Origin of the sequence: Undibacterium sp. CY21W, from assembly GCF_014284265.1 — a bacterium.
Taxonomy (GTDB): Bacteria; Pseudomonadota; Gammaproteobacteria; order Burkholderiales; family Burkholderiaceae_D; genus Undibacterium; species Undibacterium aquatile.
Window position 1 is genome coordinate 98,786 of record NZ_JACOGE010000003.1, and the last position, 20,768, is coordinate 119,553.

Annotated in this window: 19 protein-coding genes; 10 read left to right on the top strand and 9 right to left on the bottom strand. The window is 46.7% G+C overall.

The features are described from left to right. Position 1 precedes the first annotated feature (1 nt). The 5 genes from msrB to H8K29_RS08475 all read right to left on the bottom strand — a co-directional run bounded on the left by msrB (position 2) and on the right by H8K29_RS08475 (position 5,398). Complete coding sequence (gene msrB / locus H8K29_RS08455; RefSeq protein ID WP_186897237.1) at positions 2-400, bottom strand: peptide-methionine (R)-S-oxide reductase MsrB; 399 nt, start codon at positions 398-400, stop codon at positions 2-4. Between the two features lie 12 nt (positions 401-412). Beyond that, positions 413-1,909 carry a protein adenylyltransferase SelO gene (locus H8K29_RS08460; RefSeq protein WP_186897238.1) on the bottom strand — a complete coding sequence of 499 codons (1,497 nt, stop codon included), beginning with the start codon at positions 1,907-1,909 and terminating at the stop codon, positions 413-415. Between the two features lie 160 nt (positions 1,910-2,069). Beyond that, positions 2,070-3,908, bottom strand: a complete 1,839-nt coding sequence (locus H8K29_RS08465; protein ID WP_186897239.1) for a chemotaxis protein CheA — start codon at positions 3,906-3,908, stop codon at positions 2,070-2,072. After that, complete coding sequence (locus H8K29_RS08470; RefSeq protein ID WP_186897240.1) at positions 3,908-4,669, bottom strand: protein phosphatase CheZ; 762 nt, start codon at positions 4,667-4,669, stop codon at positions 3,908-3,910. Before H8K29_RS08470 ends, H8K29_RS08465 begins: the two co-directional genes overlap by 1 nt. Before the next feature lie 246 nt (positions 4,670-4,915). After that, on the bottom strand, positions 4,916-5,398 hold the full coding sequence (locus tag H8K29_RS08475) for a putative toxin-antitoxin system toxin component, PIN family (protein WP_186897241.1): 483 nt from the start codon (positions 5,396-5,398) through the stop codon (positions 4,916-4,918). Positions 5,399-5,421: 23 nt separating this feature from the next. On the opposite strand from H8K29_RS08475, the gene yaaA reads away from it, so the two are divergent. After that, positions 5,422-6,201 carry a peroxide stress protein YaaA gene (gene yaaA / locus H8K29_RS08480; protein ID WP_186897242.1) on the top strand — a complete coding sequence of 260 codons (780 nt, stop codon included), beginning with the start codon at positions 5,422-5,424 and terminating at the stop codon, positions 6,199-6,201. Positions 6,202-6,257: 56 nt separating this feature from the next. Here the strand turns inward: yaaA and H8K29_RS08485 are convergent, their stop codons facing one another. Further along, on the bottom strand, positions 6,258-7,064 hold the full coding sequence (locus tag H8K29_RS08485; protein ID WP_186885527.1) for an outer membrane protein assembly factor BamD: 807 nt from the start codon (positions 7,062-7,064) through the stop codon (positions 6,258-6,260). Positions 7,065-7,107: 43 nt separating this feature from the next. Between H8K29_RS08485 and H8K29_RS08490 the strand changes: the two genes are divergently transcribed. The 5 genes from H8K29_RS08490 (at position 7,108) to phaR (ending at position 12,645) form a co-directional block, all read left to right on the top strand. Beyond that, positions 7,108-8,148: an RluA family pseudouridine synthase gene (locus tag H8K29_RS08490; RefSeq protein WP_186897243.1), complete on the top strand. Its 1,041-nt coding sequence runs from the start codon at positions 7,108-7,110 to the stop codon at positions 8,146-8,148. A 5-nt stretch (positions 8,149-8,153) separates the two neighbouring features. After that, positions 8,154-8,945 carry a peptidoglycan editing factor PgeF gene (gene pgeF / locus H8K29_RS08495; RefSeq protein WP_186897244.1) on the top strand — a complete coding sequence of 264 codons (792 nt, stop codon included), beginning with the start codon at positions 8,154-8,156 and terminating at the stop codon, positions 8,943-8,945. A gap of 338 nt (positions 8,946-9,283) precedes the next feature. Beyond that, positions 9,284-11,002 (top strand): class I poly(R)-hydroxyalkanoic acid synthase, encoded by a 1,719-nt coding sequence (gene phaC, locus H8K29_RS08500; protein ID WP_186897245.1) that lies wholly within the window; start codon positions 9,284-9,286, stop codon positions 11,000-11,002. Between the two features lie 49 nt (positions 11,003-11,051). Next, on the top strand, positions 11,052-11,792 hold the full coding sequence (locus H8K29_RS08505) for a 3-ketoacyl-ACP reductase (RefSeq protein WP_186885523.1): 741 nt from the start codon (positions 11,052-11,054) through the stop codon (positions 11,790-11,792). Between the two features lie 295 nt (positions 11,793-12,087). Further along, on the top strand, positions 12,088-12,645 hold the full coding sequence (phaR, locus tag H8K29_RS08510; protein WP_186885522.1) for a polyhydroxyalkanoate synthesis repressor PhaR: 558 nt from the start codon (positions 12,088-12,090) through the stop codon (positions 12,643-12,645). 219 nt (positions 12,646-12,864) lie between these two features. Here phaR and H8K29_RS08515 read toward each other — a convergent pair whose 3' ends face one another. After that, positions 12,865-13,164 (bottom strand): hypothetical protein, encoded by a 300-nt coding sequence (locus tag H8K29_RS08515; protein ID WP_186897246.1) that lies wholly within the window; start codon positions 13,162-13,164, stop codon positions 12,865-12,867. An 838-nt stretch (positions 13,165-14,002) separates the two neighbouring features. On the opposite strand from H8K29_RS08515, the gene ltrA reads away from it, so the two are divergent. The 3 genes from ltrA to H8K29_RS08530 all read left to right on the top strand — a co-directional run bounded on the left by ltrA (position 14,003) and on the right by H8K29_RS08530 (position 17,693). After that, the gene (ltrA, locus tag H8K29_RS08520) at positions 14,003-15,715 is read left to right on the top strand and encodes a group II intron reverse transcriptase/maturase (RefSeq protein ID WP_186897247.1); all 1,713 of its coding nucleotides are present in this window, start codon (positions 14,003-14,005) and stop codon (positions 15,713-15,715) included. 143 nt (positions 15,716-15,858) lie between these two features. Then, positions 15,859-17,241 carry a 30S ribosomal protein S12 methylthiotransferase RimO gene (rimO, locus tag H8K29_RS08525; protein ID WP_186897248.1) on the top strand — a complete coding sequence of 461 codons (1,383 nt, stop codon included), beginning with the start codon at positions 15,859-15,861 and terminating at the stop codon, positions 17,239-17,241. Then, positions 17,241-17,693: a hypothetical protein gene (locus H8K29_RS08530; protein ID WP_186897249.1), complete on the top strand. Its 453-nt coding sequence runs from the start codon at positions 17,241-17,243 to the stop codon at positions 17,691-17,693. The genes rimO and H8K29_RS08530 overlap by 1 nt, the downstream gene beginning before the upstream one ends. Positions 17,694-17,770: 77 nt before the next feature. On the opposite strand, the gene H8K29_RS08535 is transcribed toward H8K29_RS08530, so the two are convergent. After that, positions 17,771-18,655: a transporter substrate-binding domain-containing protein gene (locus tag H8K29_RS08535; RefSeq protein WP_186897250.1), complete on the bottom strand. Its 885-nt coding sequence runs from the start codon at positions 18,653-18,655 to the stop codon at positions 17,771-17,773. A gap of 462 nt (positions 18,656-19,117) precedes the next feature. Here H8K29_RS08535 and H8K29_RS08540 point away from each other — a divergent pair, with 462 nt between their 5' ends. After that, a complete protein-coding gene (locus H8K29_RS08540; protein WP_186897251.1) occupies positions 19,118-20,308 on the top strand; it encodes a cystathionine beta-lyase in 1,191 nt (396 codons plus the stop codon). A 75-nt stretch (positions 20,309-20,383) separates the two neighbouring features. Here H8K29_RS08540 and H8K29_RS08545 read toward each other — a convergent pair whose 3' ends face one another. Then, complete coding sequence (locus H8K29_RS08545) at positions 20,384-20,593, bottom strand: hypothetical protein (RefSeq protein WP_186885517.1); 210 nt, start codon at positions 20,591-20,593, stop codon at positions 20,384-20,386. Positions 20,594-20,768: the final 175 nt, after the last annotated feature.

The window sequence follows — 20,768 nt, forward strand, 5'->3', positions numbered from 1 at the left end:
GTTACTCAGGCAAAGGTTCAAATTTCAAAGACGCAGAATTAATACAATAACGTAGTCCTGTTGGCGGTGGGCCATCAGGAAAGACGTGCCCAAGGTGGGCGTCGCAGATATTACACACAATTTCGGTGCGAGTCATGCCGTGAGATGTGTCTATCTTCTCCAAGACATTCGCGGGGTTGAGTGCACGAAAATAACTTGGCCATCCACAGCCAGAATCAAATTTTGTATCGGATGCAAACAGTGGTGTATTGCAGCAGACGCAAGTGTAGATGCCGATATCGTGGTGATCCCAGTATTTTCCGGTAAACGCTCTTTCCGTGGCTGCATGGCGGGTAACCTGATATTCGATAGGATCAAGCTGAGCGCGCCACTCAGCATCGGTCTTATGTATTTTATTCATATTTTCTTTCGTTTACGACGAACAACTGATTTCGAGATGTTGTGCCCAAGTCGGTGGCTCATCTGAGTATAGATGATGCTCTGGCTGTTCATCAAAAGGGTGTTCGAGAATTGTCAGCAGCTTTTGGACTTCACTGAAATCCTTATTCTGCGCTTTTTCAATAGCAATTTGCGCAAGATAGTTTCGCAGAACATATTTGGGATTGCTCGCTCGCATACGACTTTGTCTTTCTTCGGCTTTACTGCCTTCAGAGACCAGCCGTGCCCGGTAAAGTTCCAGCCAATCAATCGCAGCTTGAGAATTGCTGAATAAACTGACGAAATCGTCGTCTTTTGAGCTGGCGTGATTTTCGAGGTGACTCAGGTATCTGAACGTGTGCGTGAAATCAGCATGGTTTTCCTGCATGATATTAAATAGCTGATCAGTCAGTTCCTTATCGCCATTTTGAATGGTCAATAATCCGAGTTTTTTACGTAGCAGTGCTTCCCATTTATTTGTAAAAGAAGACGAGTAACAATCCATTGCCAGTTGCGTATCTTCTACACTACCTATCAGCGGCAGTAAGGCCTGGCCAAGCGCATGTGTATTCCAGTGTCCGATTGTGGGCTGCATACGGTAGGAGTATCGGCCTTGTTGATCTGTATGATTGCAAATGTGCCTTTCATCATACTTTTCCATAAATCCAAACGGACCGTAGTCCAGTGTTAAGCCCAGGATAGACATGTTGTCTGTATTCATGACGCCATGCATGAATCCGACGGACTGCCAGCAGGCGATCAGTTCAGCTGTTTTTTGCGTTACCGTACTGAGGAATGCCTGATAGGGATTAGGCTGTTCCAGTGCTTCAGGATAGTGATGCCTGATCACAAAATCCGCCAGAATTTTTAATTCATCAGGTCGGTTGTTGTAGTACCAATGCTCAAATGATCCAAAACGGATAAAGCTGGGAGCGAGTCGCGTAACAACCGCACTGGTTTCTACCGTTTCTCGCATCACGCCCTGATCGGAGCCAGTGATTGCCAACGCTCTGGATGTCGGTATTCCCAGTGCCTGCATTGCTTCGGAGCACAAGAGTTCACGGATCGACGATCTCAGTACGGCTCGTCCATCGCCGGAGCGGGAATAGGGGGTTGGGCCTGCGCCTTTCAGTTGAACTTCAAAGCGTTGCTGATGTTTATCTATGGCATCACCTAAAAGAATCGCCCGACCATCACCGAGTTGCCCTGCCCAAGCGCCAAATTGATGACCTGAGTAAACGCTGGCCAGTGGATTCGCTCCAGGAATATTACAATTTCCAGTGAAAGCCTCAACGTATCTTGGTGTGAGCAACAATGCCGGATCCAGATTGAATTGTGCCGCAACTGGTGTACTGACGGCGATGGCGTATGGTTGTGGTAGCGGAGTAGGCTGCAAGTGCGTATAGAAACTGGCTGGCAGACGTGAAAAGGCGCTGGGTTGTAAAAAATCATCCAGATCGCTCACTTGCTTTACTAATGATGATGTTGGCATTGCACGGAATAATGAATATGAATGCCGTTATTCTGACAGAGTACGCGAAAGTCTGTTTTTTCGTATTGCTGTGATACAGGAGAGTGGGCAAGCAGAAAATATAAGGGCTTCAATCCAATCGGAGTGAAGCCCTTTTGTACTTGATGCACTGTGAGAAAAACTACGCCGTCATCATCTCGCGAACTTTGCAGCCGTCAATGAGGAAAGACAAGCTGGTAACCAGAACGAGTTCGCCTTCAGCCGAGCGAGCAGTGCCAGTAATGCCGGGGGTGCTGATGCAGGTGAGTGGTTTGATCACCAGATCTGCGGTTCCATCTACCGAATCTACCGATAAAATATAAGGATTTGGCGCAGCGATAACAATGCCAACCCGTTCTGACGATGGCATGTAACCGAGCACTTTGCCCAGAGATTTAACCGGTAATGGGCGGCCCAGATCGCGAAGCACAGGTTGACCGCCGACACTTTCAAATGTCTCAGGCAATTCTACAACACGTTGCACTGTTGCCATAGGAAGTGCCAAGGATGCGCCATCGGTACGTACCAGCATCGTTGGGACAATAGAAAGCTCAATTGGTAAGCGGATTAAAAACGTCGTACCTTTGCCTAATTCTGATGAAATACGGATTGCACCGCGATGACGTTCTACTGCTGTTTTTACAACGTCCATACCGACGCCACGACCCGAAACGCTGGAGGCGACTTCTTTGGTGGAAAAGCCAGGTAAAAATACCAGCTGGAAAGCCTCATCATCTGTTCGTGCATCGTGTGCGTTGATCAGACCTTTCGAGATGGCTTTATCCCGGAGTCGTTGCGCGTCCATGCCTTTGCCGTCATCAGACACTTCAATCATGACGCTGCTGGCTTCTTGCCACGCTTTCAGTGAAATGGTTGATCTTGCTGTTTTATTGCTTGCCAGGCGTTCTTCTGCAGTTTCAATGCCGTGATCAAGCGCATTGCGCAGCATATGCACCAATGGATCGTACAGACTATCAACAACAACGCGGTCAACTTCTGTTTCTGCTCCCTCAATATTTAAATCCACCTCTTTGCCCAAGTCTCTTGCCAGTTCGCGGACTAGGCGAGGGAATTTCTGAAACAGGCGCCCGACAGGTTGCATACGGGTGGCTAACGTTGCGCGTTGCAGTTCAGTTGAATAACGAGATGCGCGGGTCAGTGTCTCTGTCAGTGCTGCCATCAGAGGTGCCGCCTGACCATCAAACTTGAATTGCGATAATTTTTCCAGTAACACCGCAGCCTGGTTTGCGGCTTGAACAGATTCGCCTGCCACCTCAAGCAGGACGTTCAGCTTCACGGCATCTATCCGTATGCTTTCCTCTTTGGCTGGGGTGGTATGCTTGACGTCTGTGCTGGACAACGACGATTTAACTGCTTCGTGTTCTTCTTTTGCAGAAGGCGCTTTTGGAGCCGTCGCTACGGCAGTTGCTACTGGTTCAGGTAATGTGCCGGCCGGAGTTACTGCTCTGTAATATGCTTCCCAATCGACGCCATCAGTATTGTTGGCTGATGGCGACGATGTACTAACCGCAACCGGTTCAGGCGCAGTTGCCGCTACTTGAGGTGTTGCTGGTGCCGCGGCTTTTTTACTGACCCCCTTGCTCTCAATGGCATCTGTCAACATCGCTTCCAGTGCTTTCGGCATCGTTGAAAGTTGTTCAGGAGGGACGCCGTTGTTCAGTGCGGTAAGTTGATCGGCAACAAAACCGCTGGCTTCCAATGCTGCCTCGATCGCTTCAGGTGTGACCGCGACTTGGCCGGTTCTCAATGCATCAAACAGGTTTTCTGTTAAATGACATGCAGAAACCATTGCAGATAGGTTCATAAAACCCGCGCCACCTTTGATCGTATGGAACGATCGGAAGACAGCATTCAGTGTATTCATGTCGCCCGGATTACGTTCGAGAGACAACAGGTGTTCTTCTACGTTTGTCGCGAGATCGAGTGCCTCAACGACAAATTCTTTGAGCATATCATCCATCAGAAACCCAGGCTATCAAGAAGATTATCTACGTCATCCTGTTCCAGTGCGGCGTTCGGTACGGATGGCCCCTCCATCAATTCGACTGCTTTCTCTTTCAACTCTGTCGGCGCATTATCAAGAAGTATCTGAGCCAATTCGTGCTCAACCGCTTTATTGATTGCGACGACTTTCTTGATTAACTGACCAGTCAGATCCTGAAAATCTTGCGCCATCATGATATCGAGAAGGCGAGCTTTCTCCGCATCCGTCGCTGTCAGAACTGCATTGGCAAAAGTTTTGGAGTCTGATGCTAATGACTTGAATTCTTCTACGCTGAGTTTGCCTTCAAATAAATCGGTCCAGCGCACGTCCATGCTCTTCGCTTTTTTGGCGAGTTCATCCTGCTCAGGCATTCCGAGGTCAGTCGCATTTAGTACTTTATTTGCCGCTTGTTCTGTCAATGTTGCAACATACTCCAGCCTATCCTGCGCATCTGCAACCTGAATCGCGACATCAGAGAGGGAGCGATCATAGCCTAACTGTCGCATTGAATCATGCAACATGCGGACAACGTTGCCTAAACGATCAAAAATAGGCTTTGTAGACTCAATGTCTGTGTTGCGTGGATTCAGTTTCGGTGGTTGTTCGCCAACCTGCATTACGTTGTTTGTCGTTGCTGAAGCAGAGTCCGTTCCTGCGGAGGGTGACGTTTCTGTTTCCTGGCGTTGACTTGCCATCTCTTCAAACAATGCATCAAGATCATCTGCTGAATCGGTCATAATTCTTCACTCTCCATAATCGCTGTGACTTTTGTGCAATTTTTCCACAAATATCATGGGTTATTGTTAATTTTAGGCAAAAATGAGCGTTTTTTTTGTACTCAATAGTGCGTTATCTATCTATTTAATTCATCGTGCAATTTTATTTTCAGTAATCTTTTTATTTCTGCCCGTAAATTACATTTCAAGTCTCCACAACATAGTAGCAGTACTTTATCGCAGAATGATCTATGGGAATAAAATTTATCATTGTTTTACTTGATTGTCGTTGGTTTTGCTGTTTTCCTGAGTCCATGCTATTAAAAATTGCTCAGGTGTTTCTACAGAAAAGAGACCGGCTTTGCGTATTTTTCTTGCCAACTTAAGTAGTGCTTTGTCTTTTGTGATCAGTGTGGTTGCGGAACTGTCTCTGGCGATCTCAAGAAATTTCTGATCATCTTTGTCGCTACAAACCGGTAATCGTATATCCGCATTTAATGGTGGTGCGACGCACTCGATGAGAAGATCGAATTGTTGGCAAATATTTGGCAGCTTATCCTGAGTCACCGGCAGGTGTGGATACTTCAGAACTGCCAGCCATTCTTCTCTGCAGTCGGTGCGGGTAATGGCTTTTAACTGTCCATTCTTTAATCCGTGAAGAATGTCTAGCCAGCGCGGATCATTGAAAACGAATAAATCCAGACAGACATTTGTGTCAATGACGATGTGCTTGGGTATGATTGCGGTCATTATGTTTAATCTCGTTAATTTTTATGCTCATTGTATTATCTCCAGCCAAAAGTCTTGATTTTCAAACCCCGATTTCTACAAATATTTCTACGGTACCTGAGCTTTTGGATGAGGCGGAAGAATTGGTATCCATTTCGCGAGGCCTATCTGAGCTTGATTTAATTAAGCTGATGGAAATTTCGCCGGCGTTAGCTCGTTTAAATGTTGATCGTTTTCGGCTATGGACGAAAACGCCAGACTCTAATCGGAGCAGGCAAGCCATTTTTGCATTTAATGGGGATGTTTACGAAGGGTTGAATGCGGCCAGTCTGCAAGCGCACCATTTAACTTATCTGCAGAAACATGTCCGGATTTTATCCGGTTTGTATGGCGTGCTTAGACCTATGGATCAGTTGCAGGCCTACAGGCTGGAGATGGGGACTTCTTTAATGACTCCACGCGGTAAGAATCTGTATCAATTTTGGGGGCAAAAAGTAACTGACCTGTTGAACGAGAAATTGCGTTCTTTAAACGAAAAAGTATTAATTAATCTGGCATCAGAAGAGTATTTTAAAGTTGTTAAACCGACCTCATTGAATGCGGACATTATTAATCCGGTTTTCCAGGACTGGAAAAATGGTCGGTACAAAATTATTTCGTTTTATGCCAAGCGTGCGCGCGGATTGATGGCACGTTATTGCGCTGAAAATGCGATTGCAGATCCTGAATTATTAAAAAACTTTAACGTTGACGGTTATTTATACGACGAGGAGGCTTCTGAGAATGGACGTTGGGTTTTCAGGCGAAGAACAGGGGAGATTTAAGCGTAGATAAAAAAAGCCGGTCATTGACCGGCTTCGCTATTTAAATTTTTTCTACTTCAGGACCAGAACTTCCACCAAGCGGATTTGTTTTTCGCGGTACCTGTCAGGTAAGCGCTGTTAGGAAAATTTTTCAGAAATACACGATTCGCGTCGTCTCGTAATTCCGTCATTCCCATTGCGTCGTAAGATTTCACCAGTAAAAACATCGCTTCTTCAATTGCCGGCGCATCAGGGTATTCGGTAATTGCAGCCTGCGCGCGGTTGGCGGCAGCGAGGTACGCACCACGGCGGACGTAGTAACGTGCAACGTGAACATCGTATTGCGCCAGCGCATTGACCAAGTATTTCATGCGTGAGATTGCATCCGGAGTGTACTGACTATCCGGAAACTGAGTTGCCAGTTGCTTGAACGCATCGAAAGCATCGCGTGATGCTTTCGGATCGCGCTCTGTAATATCTTGATTTGCCAGGAAATTGAGTAAGCCTAACTGATCGTTAAAATTAATCAGACCACGCAGGTAATACATGTAATCGACATGACTGTGATTCGGATGTAATTTAATGAAACGTTCTACTGCAGCCAGTGCCTGGACCTGATCACCTTGTTTATAGTAAGCATAAGCGGTATCCATCTGTGCTTGCTGGGCGTAGGTACCAAAGGGAAAGCGAGATTCCAGCTTTTCGAAGTACTGAATTGCTTTTTCATATCCGCCATTCGACATTTCGTCTTTTGCTTCAGCGTATAATTTTGATGCGGACCACGTTCTGGTCTCGTCGCCCTTGTCACCAAAAGCCCCGCAGCCGCTTAAAGTCAACGACGCGGCCATAGCCAGAACCAGCAATTTCAAAGATTTAATGTGCATAGATTTGTGCGTGAGCATGAAAACAATTTACGGATTATAGCCGATGACAAAAAATGTGAAACCAACTACAACAGTGATTTTGTCAGATTCTGATGTTGACGTCGATTTAGACTTAGCAGTTGACGATGAAGAAGTGGACGAAGACTTCTCTTCAGCAGCAGAAAATATAGAATTAAAACTGACCTCCGCTGCATGCGGCGAACGGTTGGATAAGACCATATCAAAATTGGTTCCGGAATATTCCCGCAGCCGCATTCAGCAATGGATAGAGGACGGCTTCGTTACGGTTGATGGTAAGCCTGGCCGGACCAAGATGACGATGCTTGGTGATGAAAAAATTATTATTGAGCCACAGGCCGCTCCCGATGAAGGTGCTTTTGCGCCAGAAGACATTCCTCTGGATATCGTTTATGAAGATGACGCCGTTATTGTTGTGAACAAACCGGCCGGACTGGTGGTGCATCCCGCCGCCGGCAATTGGTCGGGAACTTTGTTGAATGGCTTGCTGTTCCGGTGGCCAGCGCTGTTAGGTGTTCCGCGCGCTGGCATTGTCCACCGTTTGGATAAAGACACCTCAGGATTAATGGTTGTTGCCAAAAACCTGATAGCGCACACGGATTTGGTGCGTCAGTTACAAGATCGCAGCGTGAAGCGGGAATACTATGCGCTGGTATGGGGAACGCCTAACGTTTCTGGTACCGTTGATGCGCCAATGGCAAGACATCCGCGTGACCGTATCAAGATGGCTGTTTCCCGCAGTATTACTGCCAAGCCTGCCGTCACGCATTTTCAACGTATCGCGACGGGGATGTTAGAGAAATTTCCTGTCAGCTTAGTGGCATGTCAGTTAGAAACTGGTCGCACCCACCAGATTCGCGTTCACATGCATTCTCTAGGGTTTCCTTTGGTTGGGGATCCTTTGTATGGCAAGCAGCATCTCGCACGTTTTTTCCCACGACAAGCCTTGCAAGCCAGGAAGTTGGGATTAATTCATCCACAGACGGGTGAACATGTGGAGTGGGAAGTGGCCGTTGCTGATGATTTTCTTCAGTTGCTGAATGAGGCTGGAATTTCCTTGCCATGAGTCGTATGCCGCAAGATACCTTGCCGTTTCCGGTAATCCAACCCGACTGGTGCGGCATTCATTCCTCAGTGAAGGCATTTTCAACGTTACGCAGCGGTGGTGTAAGTTCCGGAGTATATGGGAACGTTTGCGGAGTGCATGGAATGAATCTCGGGTTGCATGTTCAGGACCATCCTGCGGCAGTTCTTGAAAATCGCGCAAAAATAAATGCATGTCTGCCATCCGATGTCATATTACCATCACAAGTTCACGGTAATATTGTCGTGGATGTTGACGTCCTTGAGTCTGGAATGGAGGCTGATGCCGTTGTCAGTTCGGTAGGCGGGAAAGTTTGCGCAATCTTGACCGCCGATTGTTTGCCAGTTTTGTTTTGTGATGAAAGCGGAAAAGTTGTTGCTGCCGCCCATGCGGGTTGGCGTGGGTTAGCGAGTGGGATATTGCAGAGTACGGTGGCCGAAATGCGTGCTCGGGGAGCTGAGCGGATTTTTGCGTGGATGGGGGCAGCAATAGGTCCGGACGCATTTGAGGTTGGTCAAGATGTAGTTGATATTTTTGCATCTACGGGTAAAAATTTTGTACACTGCTTCAGCAAAAAAACGTCTTCGGCTGAGACGGAAAAGTATTTTGCTGATATCTATCAGTTGGCGAGAGAAATTTTATTGTGTGAAGGCGTCAATGATATTTTTGGCGGCAGCTTTTGTACCTTTACCGATAAAGAAAACTTTTATTCGTATCGGCGCGACGGTGTGACCGGTCGCATGATCAGTCTGATTTGGTTTGACGCCGCAGCTAAATAAGCGTCTTCGGCTTATGTTTCTGAATGGACTTTGTCAGAGCCGGATTGTTGCGGTGCAGCTTGATTTTCTGCTCGCTTATGCTTGCGTTGAGGGGCGCGCATCAGGTATAAAACAATAGACAAAGGAAAAACACAGTACATGATAAAAGTCATGCATCCTGCGATAAATGAAGGTTCTGTCATTGCCATCAGCAAAACAACATAGATCCAGGCAATTGCGACAATGTACATAAAATTTCTTTCTAAATTCAGTCTGTCCGGCAGAGAAAAATCAAATATCAGGATAGCAGGACGTTCAATAATTAACTTGAAACGATACGCGAAAATCAGGAGACTCGCATGAAGACTTTCGATCCTCAAGCTATGTACTCCGAATGGATGTCACAGTTGGGAAGTCAGGCACCTTGGCAGGATTGGGTTCAGCCAGTAAGGGTTATGGCGGAAATGCCGGTATCAGATGTGTTAAAAGATATCGGTGCGAAGATAGATCCGGCGGCGCTGGCACGCTTGCAGAATGAATACATGCAGGAGTTCGGGCGTTTGTGGCAGGATTTCGCTTTGTCGAAATTGCCGGAATTGAACGATAAGCGTTTTTCTGCTACTGACTGGCATAATCATGCGATGCACTCTTACAGTGCTGCCAGCTATTTGTTGAATGCACGGTTTCTGATGGCAATTGCTGAGGCAGTTGAAGCGCCGCAAAAAATCAAACAAAAAATCAGTTTTGCGGTGCAGCAAATGATTGATGCGATGTCGCCAGCCAATTTCCTGGTCACAAACCCCGAGGCGCAGTCAAAGCTCATCGAAAGCAAAGGGGAAAGCCTGGCCCGAGGCATCAGTCAGATGCTCGCTGATATGCAAAAGGGGCGCATATCGCAGACGGACGAGTCTGCGTTTGAAGTGGGTAAAAACGTAGCAACAACGGCAGGTAAAGTGGTTTTTGAAAACCGTTTATTTCAGTTGATTCAATATACCCCTCTGACGAAAACAGTTCATCAGCGCCCATTGCTGATGATTCCGCCTTGTATTAATAAATATTACATTCTTGATCTGCAACCAGAGAACTCGCTGGTACGCTATGCCGTCGAGCAAGGGCACACGGTATTTCTGGTTTCGTGGGCCAACCCCGATGAGTCTATGTCTGAAGTGACATGGGATGACTACATCGAAGACGGTGCAATCAAAGCTTTTGAGGTCGTACGCGCCATCAGTAAGCAGGAAAAGGTGAATGCCTTTGGTTTTTGCGTCGGTGGCACGATTATTTCTACGGCTTTGGCTGTGTTGGCGGCACGTGGGGCTCATCTAGCAAGCAGCCTCACATTGTTGACGACCTTGCTGGACTTTTCAGACACGGGTGTGCTGGACGTGTTTGTGGACGAGGTACAGGTTGCGTTGCGTGAGCAAAGTATCGGGCGGAAAGGCATTATGCCGGGTCGTGATCTGGCTAGTACTTTTTCAAGCTTACGTGCGAATGATCTGGTATGGAGCTATGTGCAGTCGAATTATCTGAAAGGGGAGGCGCCGCCGCCGTTCGATCTTTTGTATTGGAATGCCGATAGTACTAATTTACCGGGGCCTATGTTTTGCTGGTATCTGAGAAATACTTATCTGGAAAATAAATTACGACAAACCAGTGCGTTGACCGTTGCAGGTAATCAGGTTTCTCTCGGAACGATTGATGCGCCTGTATTTGTGTACGGTTCCCGTGAGGATCACATCGTTCCCTGGAAGGCCGCTTTTGCATCGCTAAATATATTAAATCCAGAGCACAAAGAGCGAAATATGTTTGTGCTTGGCGCTTCTGGTCATATTGCCGGCGTCATCAATCCTCCGGCAAAGAAGAAACGCAGCTATTGGTTTAATCCGGTTGCAACTGAGAGCGCTGATGCCTGGTTTTCTGGTGCAGTTGAACATCAAGGTAGCTGGTGGCCGGTATGGTCAGAATTTCTGGCAAAACATGGCGGGAAAATGGTAAAGGCACCTGTAAAACCGGGAAATGCAGAATATACGGTAATCGAAGCAGCTCCCGGACGCTACGTCAAAGTCAGAGCAAATTAGTGTAATGGTGGATATTTCTGCAGTTTAAATTTAAAACAGGAGAAAAAGTATGGCGAAACGTGTTGCGTACGTAACAGGTGGTATGGGTGGAATCGGGACTCCAATTTGCAGACGTTTGTGCAAAGAGGGCTATACCGTCATCGCAGGTTGTGGCCCGAACTCTCCTCGCAAGGATAAATGGCTCGCCGATATGCGTGCCGAAGGCCTGGACATTCATGCTTCAGAGGGGAATGTTTCAGATTGGGAATCAACCAAAGCTGCTTTTGATAAAGTTAAGGCAGAAGTCGGTGAAATTGATGTGTTGGTGAATAACGCCGGTATTACCCGTGATGGTCAGTTCCGGAAAATGAGCAAGGCTGATTGGGATGCCGTGATGGATACCAACTTGAACTCGTTGTTCAACGTCACCAAGCAAGTTATTGAGGGCATGGTTGATCGTGGCTGGGGTCGGATTATTAATATCTCTTCGGTCAATGGGCAGAAAGGGCAGTTTGGTCAGACTAATTATTCCACCGCGAAAGCTGGTATCCATGGATTTACGATGGCGCTGGCGCAGGAAGTTGCGACCAAAGGTGTGACGGTTAATACTGTCTCTCCAGGTTATGTCGGTACGGATATGGTGAAGGCGATTCGACCTGATGTGCTTGAAAAAATCGTTTCCGGCATCCCGGTAAAACGTCTGGCGGAACCGGAAGAAATCGCTTCTATTGTCGCCTGGATCGCATCGGATGAAGGTGGATATGCAACGGGGTCTGACTTCTCGATTAATGGTGGTTTGCATATGGGATAAGAGCGACGCCAGTGGTCACTGTTGTTTGTTGTTCGATGTCAATTTAAACAAGTTTGCTACTGTTTTTTTACTGCAATGCGGTAGAATATGCCCACCAAAGCAAGGATTTTGGTGGGCATATTTTTTTGCTAATTTAAAAAACAACGTTAAAAATAGCGATAAAAAGGGGACAATCAAATTGCTGTACTCAATGGCATAAGAGTGCATGCGTTTGTTTGAGTGAGTCTTGGTTTTATTTAGTCGAAACTTGATTTCGCGATGAAGCCGGATGTGTAAGTTATCAATTGAGATTTCAATGAATAGCGCAAAAAAATCAACACAGCATCTGATTAAAAAATATCCGAATCGCCGTCTGTACGATACGCAAACGAGTAGTTACATTACCTTGGTGGATGTAAAGCAGTTTGTGCTTGAAAACGACGATTTCGCCGTGGTTGATGCTAAAACGGGTGAAGATCTGACGCGTAGTATTTTGCTGCAGATTATTCTCGAAGAAGAGGCCGGTGGCTCACCTATGTTTTCCAGCGTTGTGTTATCCCAGATCATTCGTTACTACGGTCATGCCATGCAGGGAATGATGGGTAATTATCTTGAGAAAAACGTGCAGGCATTCATTGATATTCAGAATAAACTGGCTGAAAATTCCAAAGGAATCTACGAAGGTAAGCCGTTCAGCCCTGAAATGTGGACGCAATTCATGAATGTCCAGGGGCCGATGATGCAAGGCATGATGGGTAATTACATCGATCAAAGTAAAAATCTGTTCGTACAAATGCAGGAGCAGATGCAAAATCAGGCTAAAAATATATTCAATGTTTTTCCGTTTAACCCGGAAGATGTGAATAAAAAATAAGCAGGAATTTTAATTGCGACAGCTTAAGCCTCTGATTTTTCAGGAATTTTCATGCTAAGCTGGGCAAGAAAAGGTGGTAAAGGGTACAATGGCGGATTCGGTGCGACACGACACTTCGTCCCCGTGTAAAGAGAAAATACTCTTTTAAATAAAATTACTCTAGGGCATCAGAGGTTAAGAAGAGCAGCCATAGCAGTTTATGGCTGATCGGAAGGGGTCTTAGTGAATCTTTACACCTTCTGGGATTTCTGTATTCAAAAGGTAGTTTTGAGTCCCAAGGACTTCTTCTAAAGCTGTAGTTATATCAGCTAATTCTACGGTTGCTAAGATGTTCTCACCGTCCATGATGAATCCATGAAATTCTGACTCCCCGTCAGGCGGGGTGTGGTGAATCATTGGTAGGTAGTAACCGTCAACTTCGAGGGCTGTGATCTTAAGTATTCCGGTAGTTGCTCTCAGAATTTTTAATTCTTCGGGAGTTATTCTCGCTAGTTGAGATAAATCGGAATATGTGGTCATGGAGTGCAGTATTCAGAGAAATTGAACACAAAATGTATCTGTGTTAGAACAAGCTGTAAAGGGGGCGAAAGCTCTATTTGTCATTGTTCGATATGTCAGTGGTTTCTTTTTCTTATGACATATAGTGAACCTGTTATACGACTAACAGTAGCCTATGGAAACATGCAGTATTGGTAACGAGACTGTGTGAAGCTTTCCTGACAACGTATCCACCCAGTTAATGGGGGTTATTTTCCGCGAGGAATGTAACTATGCTCTTAGCAGAATAGGGCTGCGGGACTTGGCTGGCTAGTATGGGTAACGTAAGTGAACTATTGGTAAACTCCGTGACCATTGAAATGCCAAATCTGCTGTTAGGCATTAACCAAAACGGTATATGGTCGGATATTTCGCTCGAATTACGAAATACGTCGTCATTTAGACCATCGGAGGAGAGATAGACCCTAACCTAGTCGTGTGACAAATAGGGAACGTGGAAAACCCGACTCTCCGCCATATCCCCATTAATATATCGGATATTGGCAGGTAACCCGTGAGGGAAACTGTTGGAGGAGCGGGCATGGGAGGATAGAGAAAGCGAATGCCGGGCTGTAACGGTTCGGATAGGGATTCAAGATTTGTCCCGACCTGAAAGGGTGCAGACTTCTATCTGGTCTATCGTCGCAAGACGGCTGACCACCCCTTTACCTTGGATGGGGTGAAGGGTGAGTATCAGGACATGATACTCACCAGACGGATATTTTTACTTGTGGGAGCTATGGACGCTCCCACAAGGAGCGTTATGAGTTTCCACTTGGAAAATTGAAGTTATCTATCAATTTACAAGGAGGAAAGCAGCATGAAAGTGCATATCCAAATGGATGTGTCTGCGCTTTCTCACGCACCGCAAGACTGGCACGCTGTTAACTGGCGGCAAGTAGAGCGAAACGTGAAAGGGATGCAGATACGAATTGCGAAGGCTACACGGGAAGGCAAATGGCGCAAGGTGAAAGCCCTGCAACGAATGTTAACCCGCACGTTTTCCGCAAAGTTGTTAGCGGTCAAGCGTGTTACCGAAAACCAAGGTAAACGTACCGCAGGTGTAGATGGTGAGTTGTGGGATTCACCTGAAAAACGGTTTGCTGCCGTCAACAGGATGAAGCAGCGTGGATATAGACCTTTGCCTTTGCGAAGAATCTATATACCGAAAGCAAATGGGAAAAAACGCCCTTTAGGGATACCCACTATGCTAGATCGGGCTATGCAAGCTTTATTTTTGTTGGCGTTGGAACCCGTGTCTGAGTCGACGAGTGACCCGAATTCTTATGGATTTCGGAGCAATCGATCAACAGCAGATGCGATGTCCCAATTGTTTGTATCTTTAGCCAGTAAAGCTTCGGCTCAATGGGTGTTGGAAGCAGACATAGCAGGTTGCTTTGACAATATTAATCATGAGTGGTTGATGGCGAATGTTCCTATGGAACGTAGCGTTCTTCGCAAGTGGTTAAAGTCAGGCATGATCTATCAAGGTCAGTTTCAGGATACGGAGGCAGGTACGCCACAAGGAGGGATTATCTCTCCGACTTTGGCAAATGTGACGTTGAATGGACTGGAGTCGGGCTTGAATTCTTACTTAAGTAAGAAGTTTGGTGCGACGAAAGCCCAAAGGCTTAAAATCAATGTGGTTCGATATGCGGATGATTTTGTAATTACTGGTATCTCGAAAGAGATATTGGAAAACGAAATCAAACCTTGGGTAGAAACTTTTCTTGCGGTTCGAGGATTGCAACTCTCTAAGGAAAAGACGCGTATTGTACAAATTGACGGTGGCTTTGATTTTCTGGGGTGGAATTTCCGCAAGTACAAAGGGAAATTACTTATCAAACCGAGTAAGAAAAACGTAACTACGTTTTATCGAAAGGTAAAGGAAGTCATCACTAGTCATAAAACGGTTGCGCAGATGGAATTGATTTTGTTGCTCAATCCGATATTACGGGGTTGGTCTCAATATCATCGCTCGGTCGTTGCTAAAGAAACGTACAGTCGCTTGGATCACTTATTATTTCGAGTGCTTTGGCGATGGGCGAAACGGCGGCATCCAAATAAATCCGCAGAATGGGTGAAATATCGATATTTTCATACCATCAGTGGAAGAAGCTGGGTGTTTGCTTGTCCTGTAGTGAATGAAGATGGTAGTTCTTCGTTTAAAGAGTTATATCATTTAGCGGGAACGACTATTAAGCGGCACAAGAAAATCAAAGGGGCGTATAACCCTTTTGATCCTTCGTGGGAAATGTACGGTGAACAATTGCAGCAGGAACGCATGTTGGAAAACATGCGGCATCGAAAGCAATGGATTCGCATGTACCTAGATCAAGGGGGACTCTGTGCTGTGTGTCAATGCAAGATGACTAAAGCAACAGGCTGGCATGACCATCACATTGACTATCGTGTGCATGGTGGGTCTGATGCTCTTAGCAATCGTGTGTTGTTACATCCTCACTGTCATATGCAAGTACATCACACTGGTTTGAATGTATTAAAGCCGGCCCCTGCTTTTGGGGCTTTGTAACGGAGAACCTCTTTTTAGGGGAGCTTCATAGGCTTGAGCCGTGTGCGGTGAAAGTCGCAAGCACGGTTCTTAGGGGGGGATGGGTCAGCAATGACCTGTTCCTACCCTACCTTTTGTACCCTTTTTGTTATCTACGCATCGTTATGTCCATTACTGAAATACGCCGTCCCGAAGTCACGAACTCCCCTAAAGTTGGATTTGTCTCCCTCGGTTGCCCGAAGGCACTGGTTGACTCTGAACAAATCCTGACCCAGCTTCGTGCTGAAGGATATGAAACCGCGAAATCTTATGACGGAGCCGATCTGGTCATCGTCAATACCTGCGGATTTATTGATGCGGCGGTTCAGGAGTCTCTTGATGCCATCGGTGAAGCTTTGGCTGAAAACGGCAAGGTGATTGTTACTGGTTGCCTTGGTGCGAAGAAGGACGCGGACGGCAACGACATGATTCAGTCTATTCACCCCAAAGTTCTGGAAGTGACCGGTCCGCACGCCTTGAGTGAGGTAATGACTGCAGTCCATAAGCATTTACCTAAGCCGCACGAGCCTTTCATTGATCTCGTGCCGGCGCAGGGCGTGAAGCTGACCCCTAAGCATTTTGCTTATCTCAAGATTTCTGAAGGTTGTAATCATCGCTGCAGTTTCTGCATTATTCCTTCTATGCGTGGCGATCTGGTGTCGCGTCCAATCGCGGATGTGATGCTGGAAGCGGAAAACCTGTTCAAAGCTGGTGTGAAAGAGTTATTGGTCATTTCGCAGGATACCAGTGCCTATGGTGTGGACGTGAAGTTCCGCACCGGCTTCTGGAACGGCAAACCAGTCAAAACGCACATGACGCAACTGGTCGAGGCGCTCGGTGAACTCGCGAAGCAATACGATGCATGGGTGCGTCTGCATTACGTCTATCCTTATCCGCACGTGGATCAGATTATCCCATTTATGAACAATGGCCATGTTTTGCCTTATCTGGATGTGCCACTGCAACACGCACACCCCGATGTGCTGAAACGGATGAAGCGCCCAGCCAGTGGCGAAAAAAATATAGAGCGTATCAAGGCCTGGCGCGAGATGTGTCCGGAAATCACGATACGCTCGACCTTTATCGCTGGTTTTCCCGGTGAGACGGAAGAAGAATTTGAATACCTTCTGGATTTTTTGAAAGAAGCAGAAATCGACCGACTTGGTTGTTTTGCGTATTCACCGGTGGAAGGTGCAACAGCGAACGAATTAGCCAATCAATTACCAGACGATGTTCGCGAAGATCGTCGCCGTCGTGTGATGGAGTTGCAGGAAGAAATTTCTAAAAAACGTTTGCAGGCGAAAATTGGTAAAACGGTGCGTGTATTGATAGATTCTCTTGATCGTAGTGGTGGCGTCGGCCGCTCGTCTGCGGATGCGCCGGAAATTGACGGTGTTGTTTACGTCAAGCCGCCATTTGAGCCGCACCGCAAGCTGAAGGTGGGGGAATTCGTTAACGTCACCATTACCGCAGCGGATGCGCATGACTTGTGGGGTGAGGCAATTTGATGAAGTGGATGTTGTCAGTCAGACTATCGCTGATTGCTTGCCTGTGTATAGGGACAGTTCAGGCGCAGGAGCTGCAAACTGGTAGTGCGATGTCGAATCCTGTGTTTGCCAGAGCCATAGAGTTGCGTGGACAATTGGGTGCTAAGCAGGTGCGTATGCATTTGCAACCGAAAACCGAAGATCGCGACAGTGTTGAAGGTAGTTATGTCGTTGTCGCAGGTGCGCAGCAAAGTCAGAAAATTTTGCTTGCCGGGGAGGTGACCGCAGACAGGCTGAGTATGGAGGAATCGGTGGATGGTACGGATGTTTCCGGTCAATGGGATGGTGATCTTCAAGGGCAAACTGTACGTGGCATCTGGTTATCCGCCGATGGCAATGTCCGGCAGGATTTTACGTTAGAGATAGTAAATACTGATCCACAGAAAACGAAGAAGCGACGCAGCAAGAAATAAAAAAAGGCGCATACAGCGCCTTTTTTTATACAGAGAGTATCCGCAAATCTGAGTGGCAAATATGCCGCATGTTCATGCTACCTGACGGGAACGTACCAAAGTTTTGCATCGTTCACCGGTGTATTTTTGGGAAGCAGCGGGTTGCTCAGACGTATAACGTTGCGTCCTTTTAAATTCAGCTTTTCGATTGCATCTTGATGGTATTTATTGAAGATCGCATCGAAGCTGCCATCTTTTTGCATGATGCGTAAGCCTGTTTCCACTCTGTCCCGTATCGCAGTATCTTGTTTGTTGAAGAAAAAATAGTAGGGAAACGGATAGTAAATCAGCAGATTCTTTTCTATGCTCAGTTCTGGATTGCGTTCTTTATTTTTTTCGTACTCGGTCAGAATTTCGCCAATACCACGCGGGAATCCATCGAAACGATTGGCGGTCAGCATTTTGAAAAGCTGGGAATATTTTCCCTGTATAACCCTGATGCCGTAGTTCTCGTAGATTGCATTGTCATTCCAGTCCACACCCTGTCCAAGGCTTACTTTTTTCAGGTCTTCCGGCGCCTTTATCTGATCAAATTTTGGCTGATTTTCTTTGTTGATCAGAAGAACGCGATAGCCGAGCAAGCCTTTGCGCAAAGGGAAGCGTATCGTCGCAAAACGCTGTTCCAACTCGATTGAGGTTGGATTCCACGTGACATTGATGTTATGTTCGTTTTTTTCCAGTTCTTGTAATACTCGTTTTTTTGGCATGATTTGCGCGTCTGGAAGACACTCATAATCACCGTATCGTGAGCGGGTTTTTTCCAGCGCAGTACACAGAATTTCAATCACGTCATTAAAACGCGTTTCATTCTGAACTTCGCCGGCAGAATAGATGACCCGGGTGATTGCTGCCTGGGTCAAGACTGGAATCAGAATCAGATATACGAGTAAGCTACTACGGAGTATTAAAAGGAGGACATTCATCTCATTGCAAATACGGGTGTGTACGTTCGTTTTAGTGTGGCGTAGTCAATGATTGATATGGCCGCATTTTTTGCGTCTGCTGGTCGGACAGATACAAGGGCAAAAATAGCGATGTCCTCTTGGATACAAAGGCGTCATTCTAATCGACTTTTATTACAGGAAATTTATGTTGGCCCTCAGTCATGCTGGTTTTTGCCGCGTTGAAACGATGTTTTACAAAATTACTATGATGTTCTGTTTTTGATGGCGGGAATGATTGCTGCTGATCGGTGTCAGTTGTGCTGATGATGCAGATAACTGGCCGGTAAAATCTGGTTTTGATAGATACTCCCCCATTTTTTTAAGTAAATGTATGAAATCTCCTTGTCGAATATTGGGCTCTCAATATACTGGGGGGAGTATATTCTTCGCACAGATGTGTGCTGGGATGTTTTGATATTGCTGAATCAATCAAGGTGTTATATGACAAAAAAAGAAGCTCAGATCTCTGGTGTTGCTACCCGTGCGATTCATAGTGCTTATACCGCGCCAGATGGTTTCGGTGCGTTTCCGGTAGCGATTCATCACGCGTCGACAGTATTGTTTGACAGTGTCGCTGCGATGAGATCACGCAGTTGGCAGGATAAATCCTCGTACACCTATGGTCTGCATGGCACACCAACCAGTTTTACCCTTGAGGCGAGTTTAGCAGAAATAGAGCAGGGCAATCATTGCCTGTTAGTGCCGAGTGGGCTGGCGGCAATCACTCTGATAGATCTGGCATTGCTGAAAAGTGGTGATGATGTCCTGATTCCGGATAACGTCTATAACCCGAATCGCGATCTGGCGAATTGGCTGAGTCAGAATTATAGTATCAGCGCACGCTTTTATGATCCTTTGATTGGTGCTGGCATTGCTGACTTAATTCGGGACAATACCCGCTTAATCTGGACCGAAGCACCGGGTTCGGTATCGATGGAGGTGCCTGATATTCCGGCGATCTGTGCTGCTGCACACGCCCGGGGAGTATTGGTGGCGCTCGATAACACCTGGTCTGCGGGTATCGCCTTTCCGGCGTTTGCCCATGGCGTGGATATCATCATGCAGGCGCTGACAAAATACCAGAGTGGTGGCTCGGATGTGTTAATGGGTGCTGTCATCACCAAAGACAAAGCACTCAATACGCGTTTGCAACTGGCGCACATGCGCCTGGGCTTTGGTGTGGGCATGGATGATGTATATCTGGTACTGCGTAATTTGCCCAGCCTGAAATTGCGTTTTGAGGCGCATGATCGCAGTGCGCGTGAAGTCGCTGCCTGGCTGGTGCAGCGGCCGGAGATCAGCACCGTGTTGCATCCCGCGTTGCCCGATTGTCCCGGGCATGAGATCTGGAAGCGTGATTTCAGTGGAGCAGGTGGCTTGTTCTCAGTGCTGTTTGACGAGAATTATACTGAGCAGCAAACGGATCGTTTTGTCGATAGTCTGAACTTATTCAAGATTGGTTTCAGCTGGGGCGGTGCGCACAGCCTGTGCCTGCCTTACCGCATAGAACAGATGCGGGATCGCTGGCAGTCCAGAGGTATTCTGGTGCGCTTTAATATCGGCCTGGAAGAGCCAGCAGATTTGATCGCCGACATTGAGCAGGCGTTGGTGGAAATGAAAAAAGCTGCCTGAAATTAACGGCAGCTTTTTTTTACTCGGCAATCAATACAGAAATTAAATGGATTGATGCAGAGACGAGCAACTAAATTATTTGCTGCTGGCAGCGGCATCGCTGGCTGGAGCAGGGGCGGCAACAGGTGCTGGTGTAGTGGCTTCGGCGCTGGCGGATGCGGAGTGAACTTCGGTCGGATTGTGGCCAGCCGCTTCGCCCTGCATATCAACTTTATCGCCTGCTTTAAAGATTAAAAACAGTGCTGCTGCAGCGAAAATAATAAAGCCGACGAGAATTTTCCACATAGTTGTCTCCTGAAAGAATTTAAAACTGTTTTAGTATCTGATTGTTTGAATGCCGTCTGCGACACGGCAGATGTAATTCAGGCATAGCGTTACATTAAACGGGCTGGCTTACAACTTCCTTGCAATCATACTCAAGCTTAAAGATTGTCAGGCAAAAAATGGGGTGCATTCCAGA

Coding starts and splice junctions, on each gene's coding strand:
- H8K29_RS08530 (WP_186897249.1), top strand. CDS start 17,241: ATGAAGTGGATGTTGTCAGTCAGACTATCGCTGATTGCTTGCCTGTGT.
- H8K29_RS08460 (WP_186897238.1), bottom strand. CDS start 1,909: ATGCCAACATCATCATTAGTAAAGCAAGTGAGCGATCTGGATGATTTT.
- rimO (WP_186897248.1), top strand. CDS start 15,859: ATGTCCATTACTGAAATACGCCGTCCCGAAGTCACGAACTCCCCTAAA.
- H8K29_RS08485 (WP_186885527.1), bottom strand. CDS start 7,064: ATGCACATTAAATCTTTGAAATTGCTGGTTCTGGCTATGGCCGCGTCG.
- H8K29_RS08540 (WP_186897251.1), top strand. CDS start 19,118: ATGACAAAAAAAGAAGCTCAGATCTCTGGTGTTGCTACCCGTGCGATT.
- H8K29_RS08545 (WP_186885517.1), bottom strand. CDS start 20,593: ATGTGGAAAATTCTCGTCGGCTTTATTATTTTCGCTGCAGCAGCACTG.
- H8K29_RS08470 (WP_186897240.1), bottom strand. CDS start 4,669: ATGACCGATTCAGCAGATGATCTTGATGCATTGTTTGAAGAGATGGCA.
- H8K29_RS08505 (WP_186885523.1), top strand. CDS start 11,052: ATGGCGAAACGTGTTGCGTACGTAACAGGTGGTATGGGTGGAATCGGG.
- phaC (WP_186897245.1), top strand. CDS start 9,284: ATGAAGACTTTCGATCCTCAAGCTATGTACTCCGAATGGATGTCACAG.
- yaaA (WP_186897242.1), top strand. CDS start 5,422: ATGCTCATTGTATTATCTCCAGCCAAAAGTCTTGATTTTCAAACCCCG.
- phaR (WP_186885522.1), top strand. CDS start 12,088: ATGAATAGCGCAAAAAAATCAACACAGCATCTGATTAAAAAATATCCG.
- pgeF (WP_186897244.1), top strand. CDS start 8,154: ATGCCGCAAGATACCTTGCCGTTTCCGGTAATCCAACCCGACTGGTGC.
- ltrA (WP_186897247.1), top strand. CDS start 14,003: ATGAAAGTGCATATCCAAATGGATGTGTCTGCGCTTTCTCACGCACCG.
- H8K29_RS08465 (WP_186897239.1), bottom strand. CDS start 3,908: ATGGATGATATGCTCAAAGAATTTGTCGTTGAGGCACTCGATCTCGCG.
- H8K29_RS08490 (WP_186897243.1), top strand. CDS start 7,108: ATGACAAAAAATGTGAAACCAACTACAACAGTGATTTTGTCAGATTCT.
- H8K29_RS08475 (WP_186897241.1), bottom strand. CDS start 5,398: ATGACCGCAATCATACCCAAGCACATCGTCATTGACACAAATGTCTGT.
- msrB (WP_186897237.1), bottom strand. CDS start 400: ATGAATAAAATACATAAGACCGATGCTGAGTGGCGCGCTCAGCTTGAT.
- H8K29_RS08515 (WP_186897246.1), bottom strand. CDS start 13,164: ATGACCACATATTCCGATTTATCTCAACTAGCGAGAATAACTCCCGAA.
- H8K29_RS08535 (WP_186897250.1), bottom strand. CDS start 18,655: ATGAATGTCCTCCTTTTAATACTCCGTAGTAGCTTACTCGTATATCTG.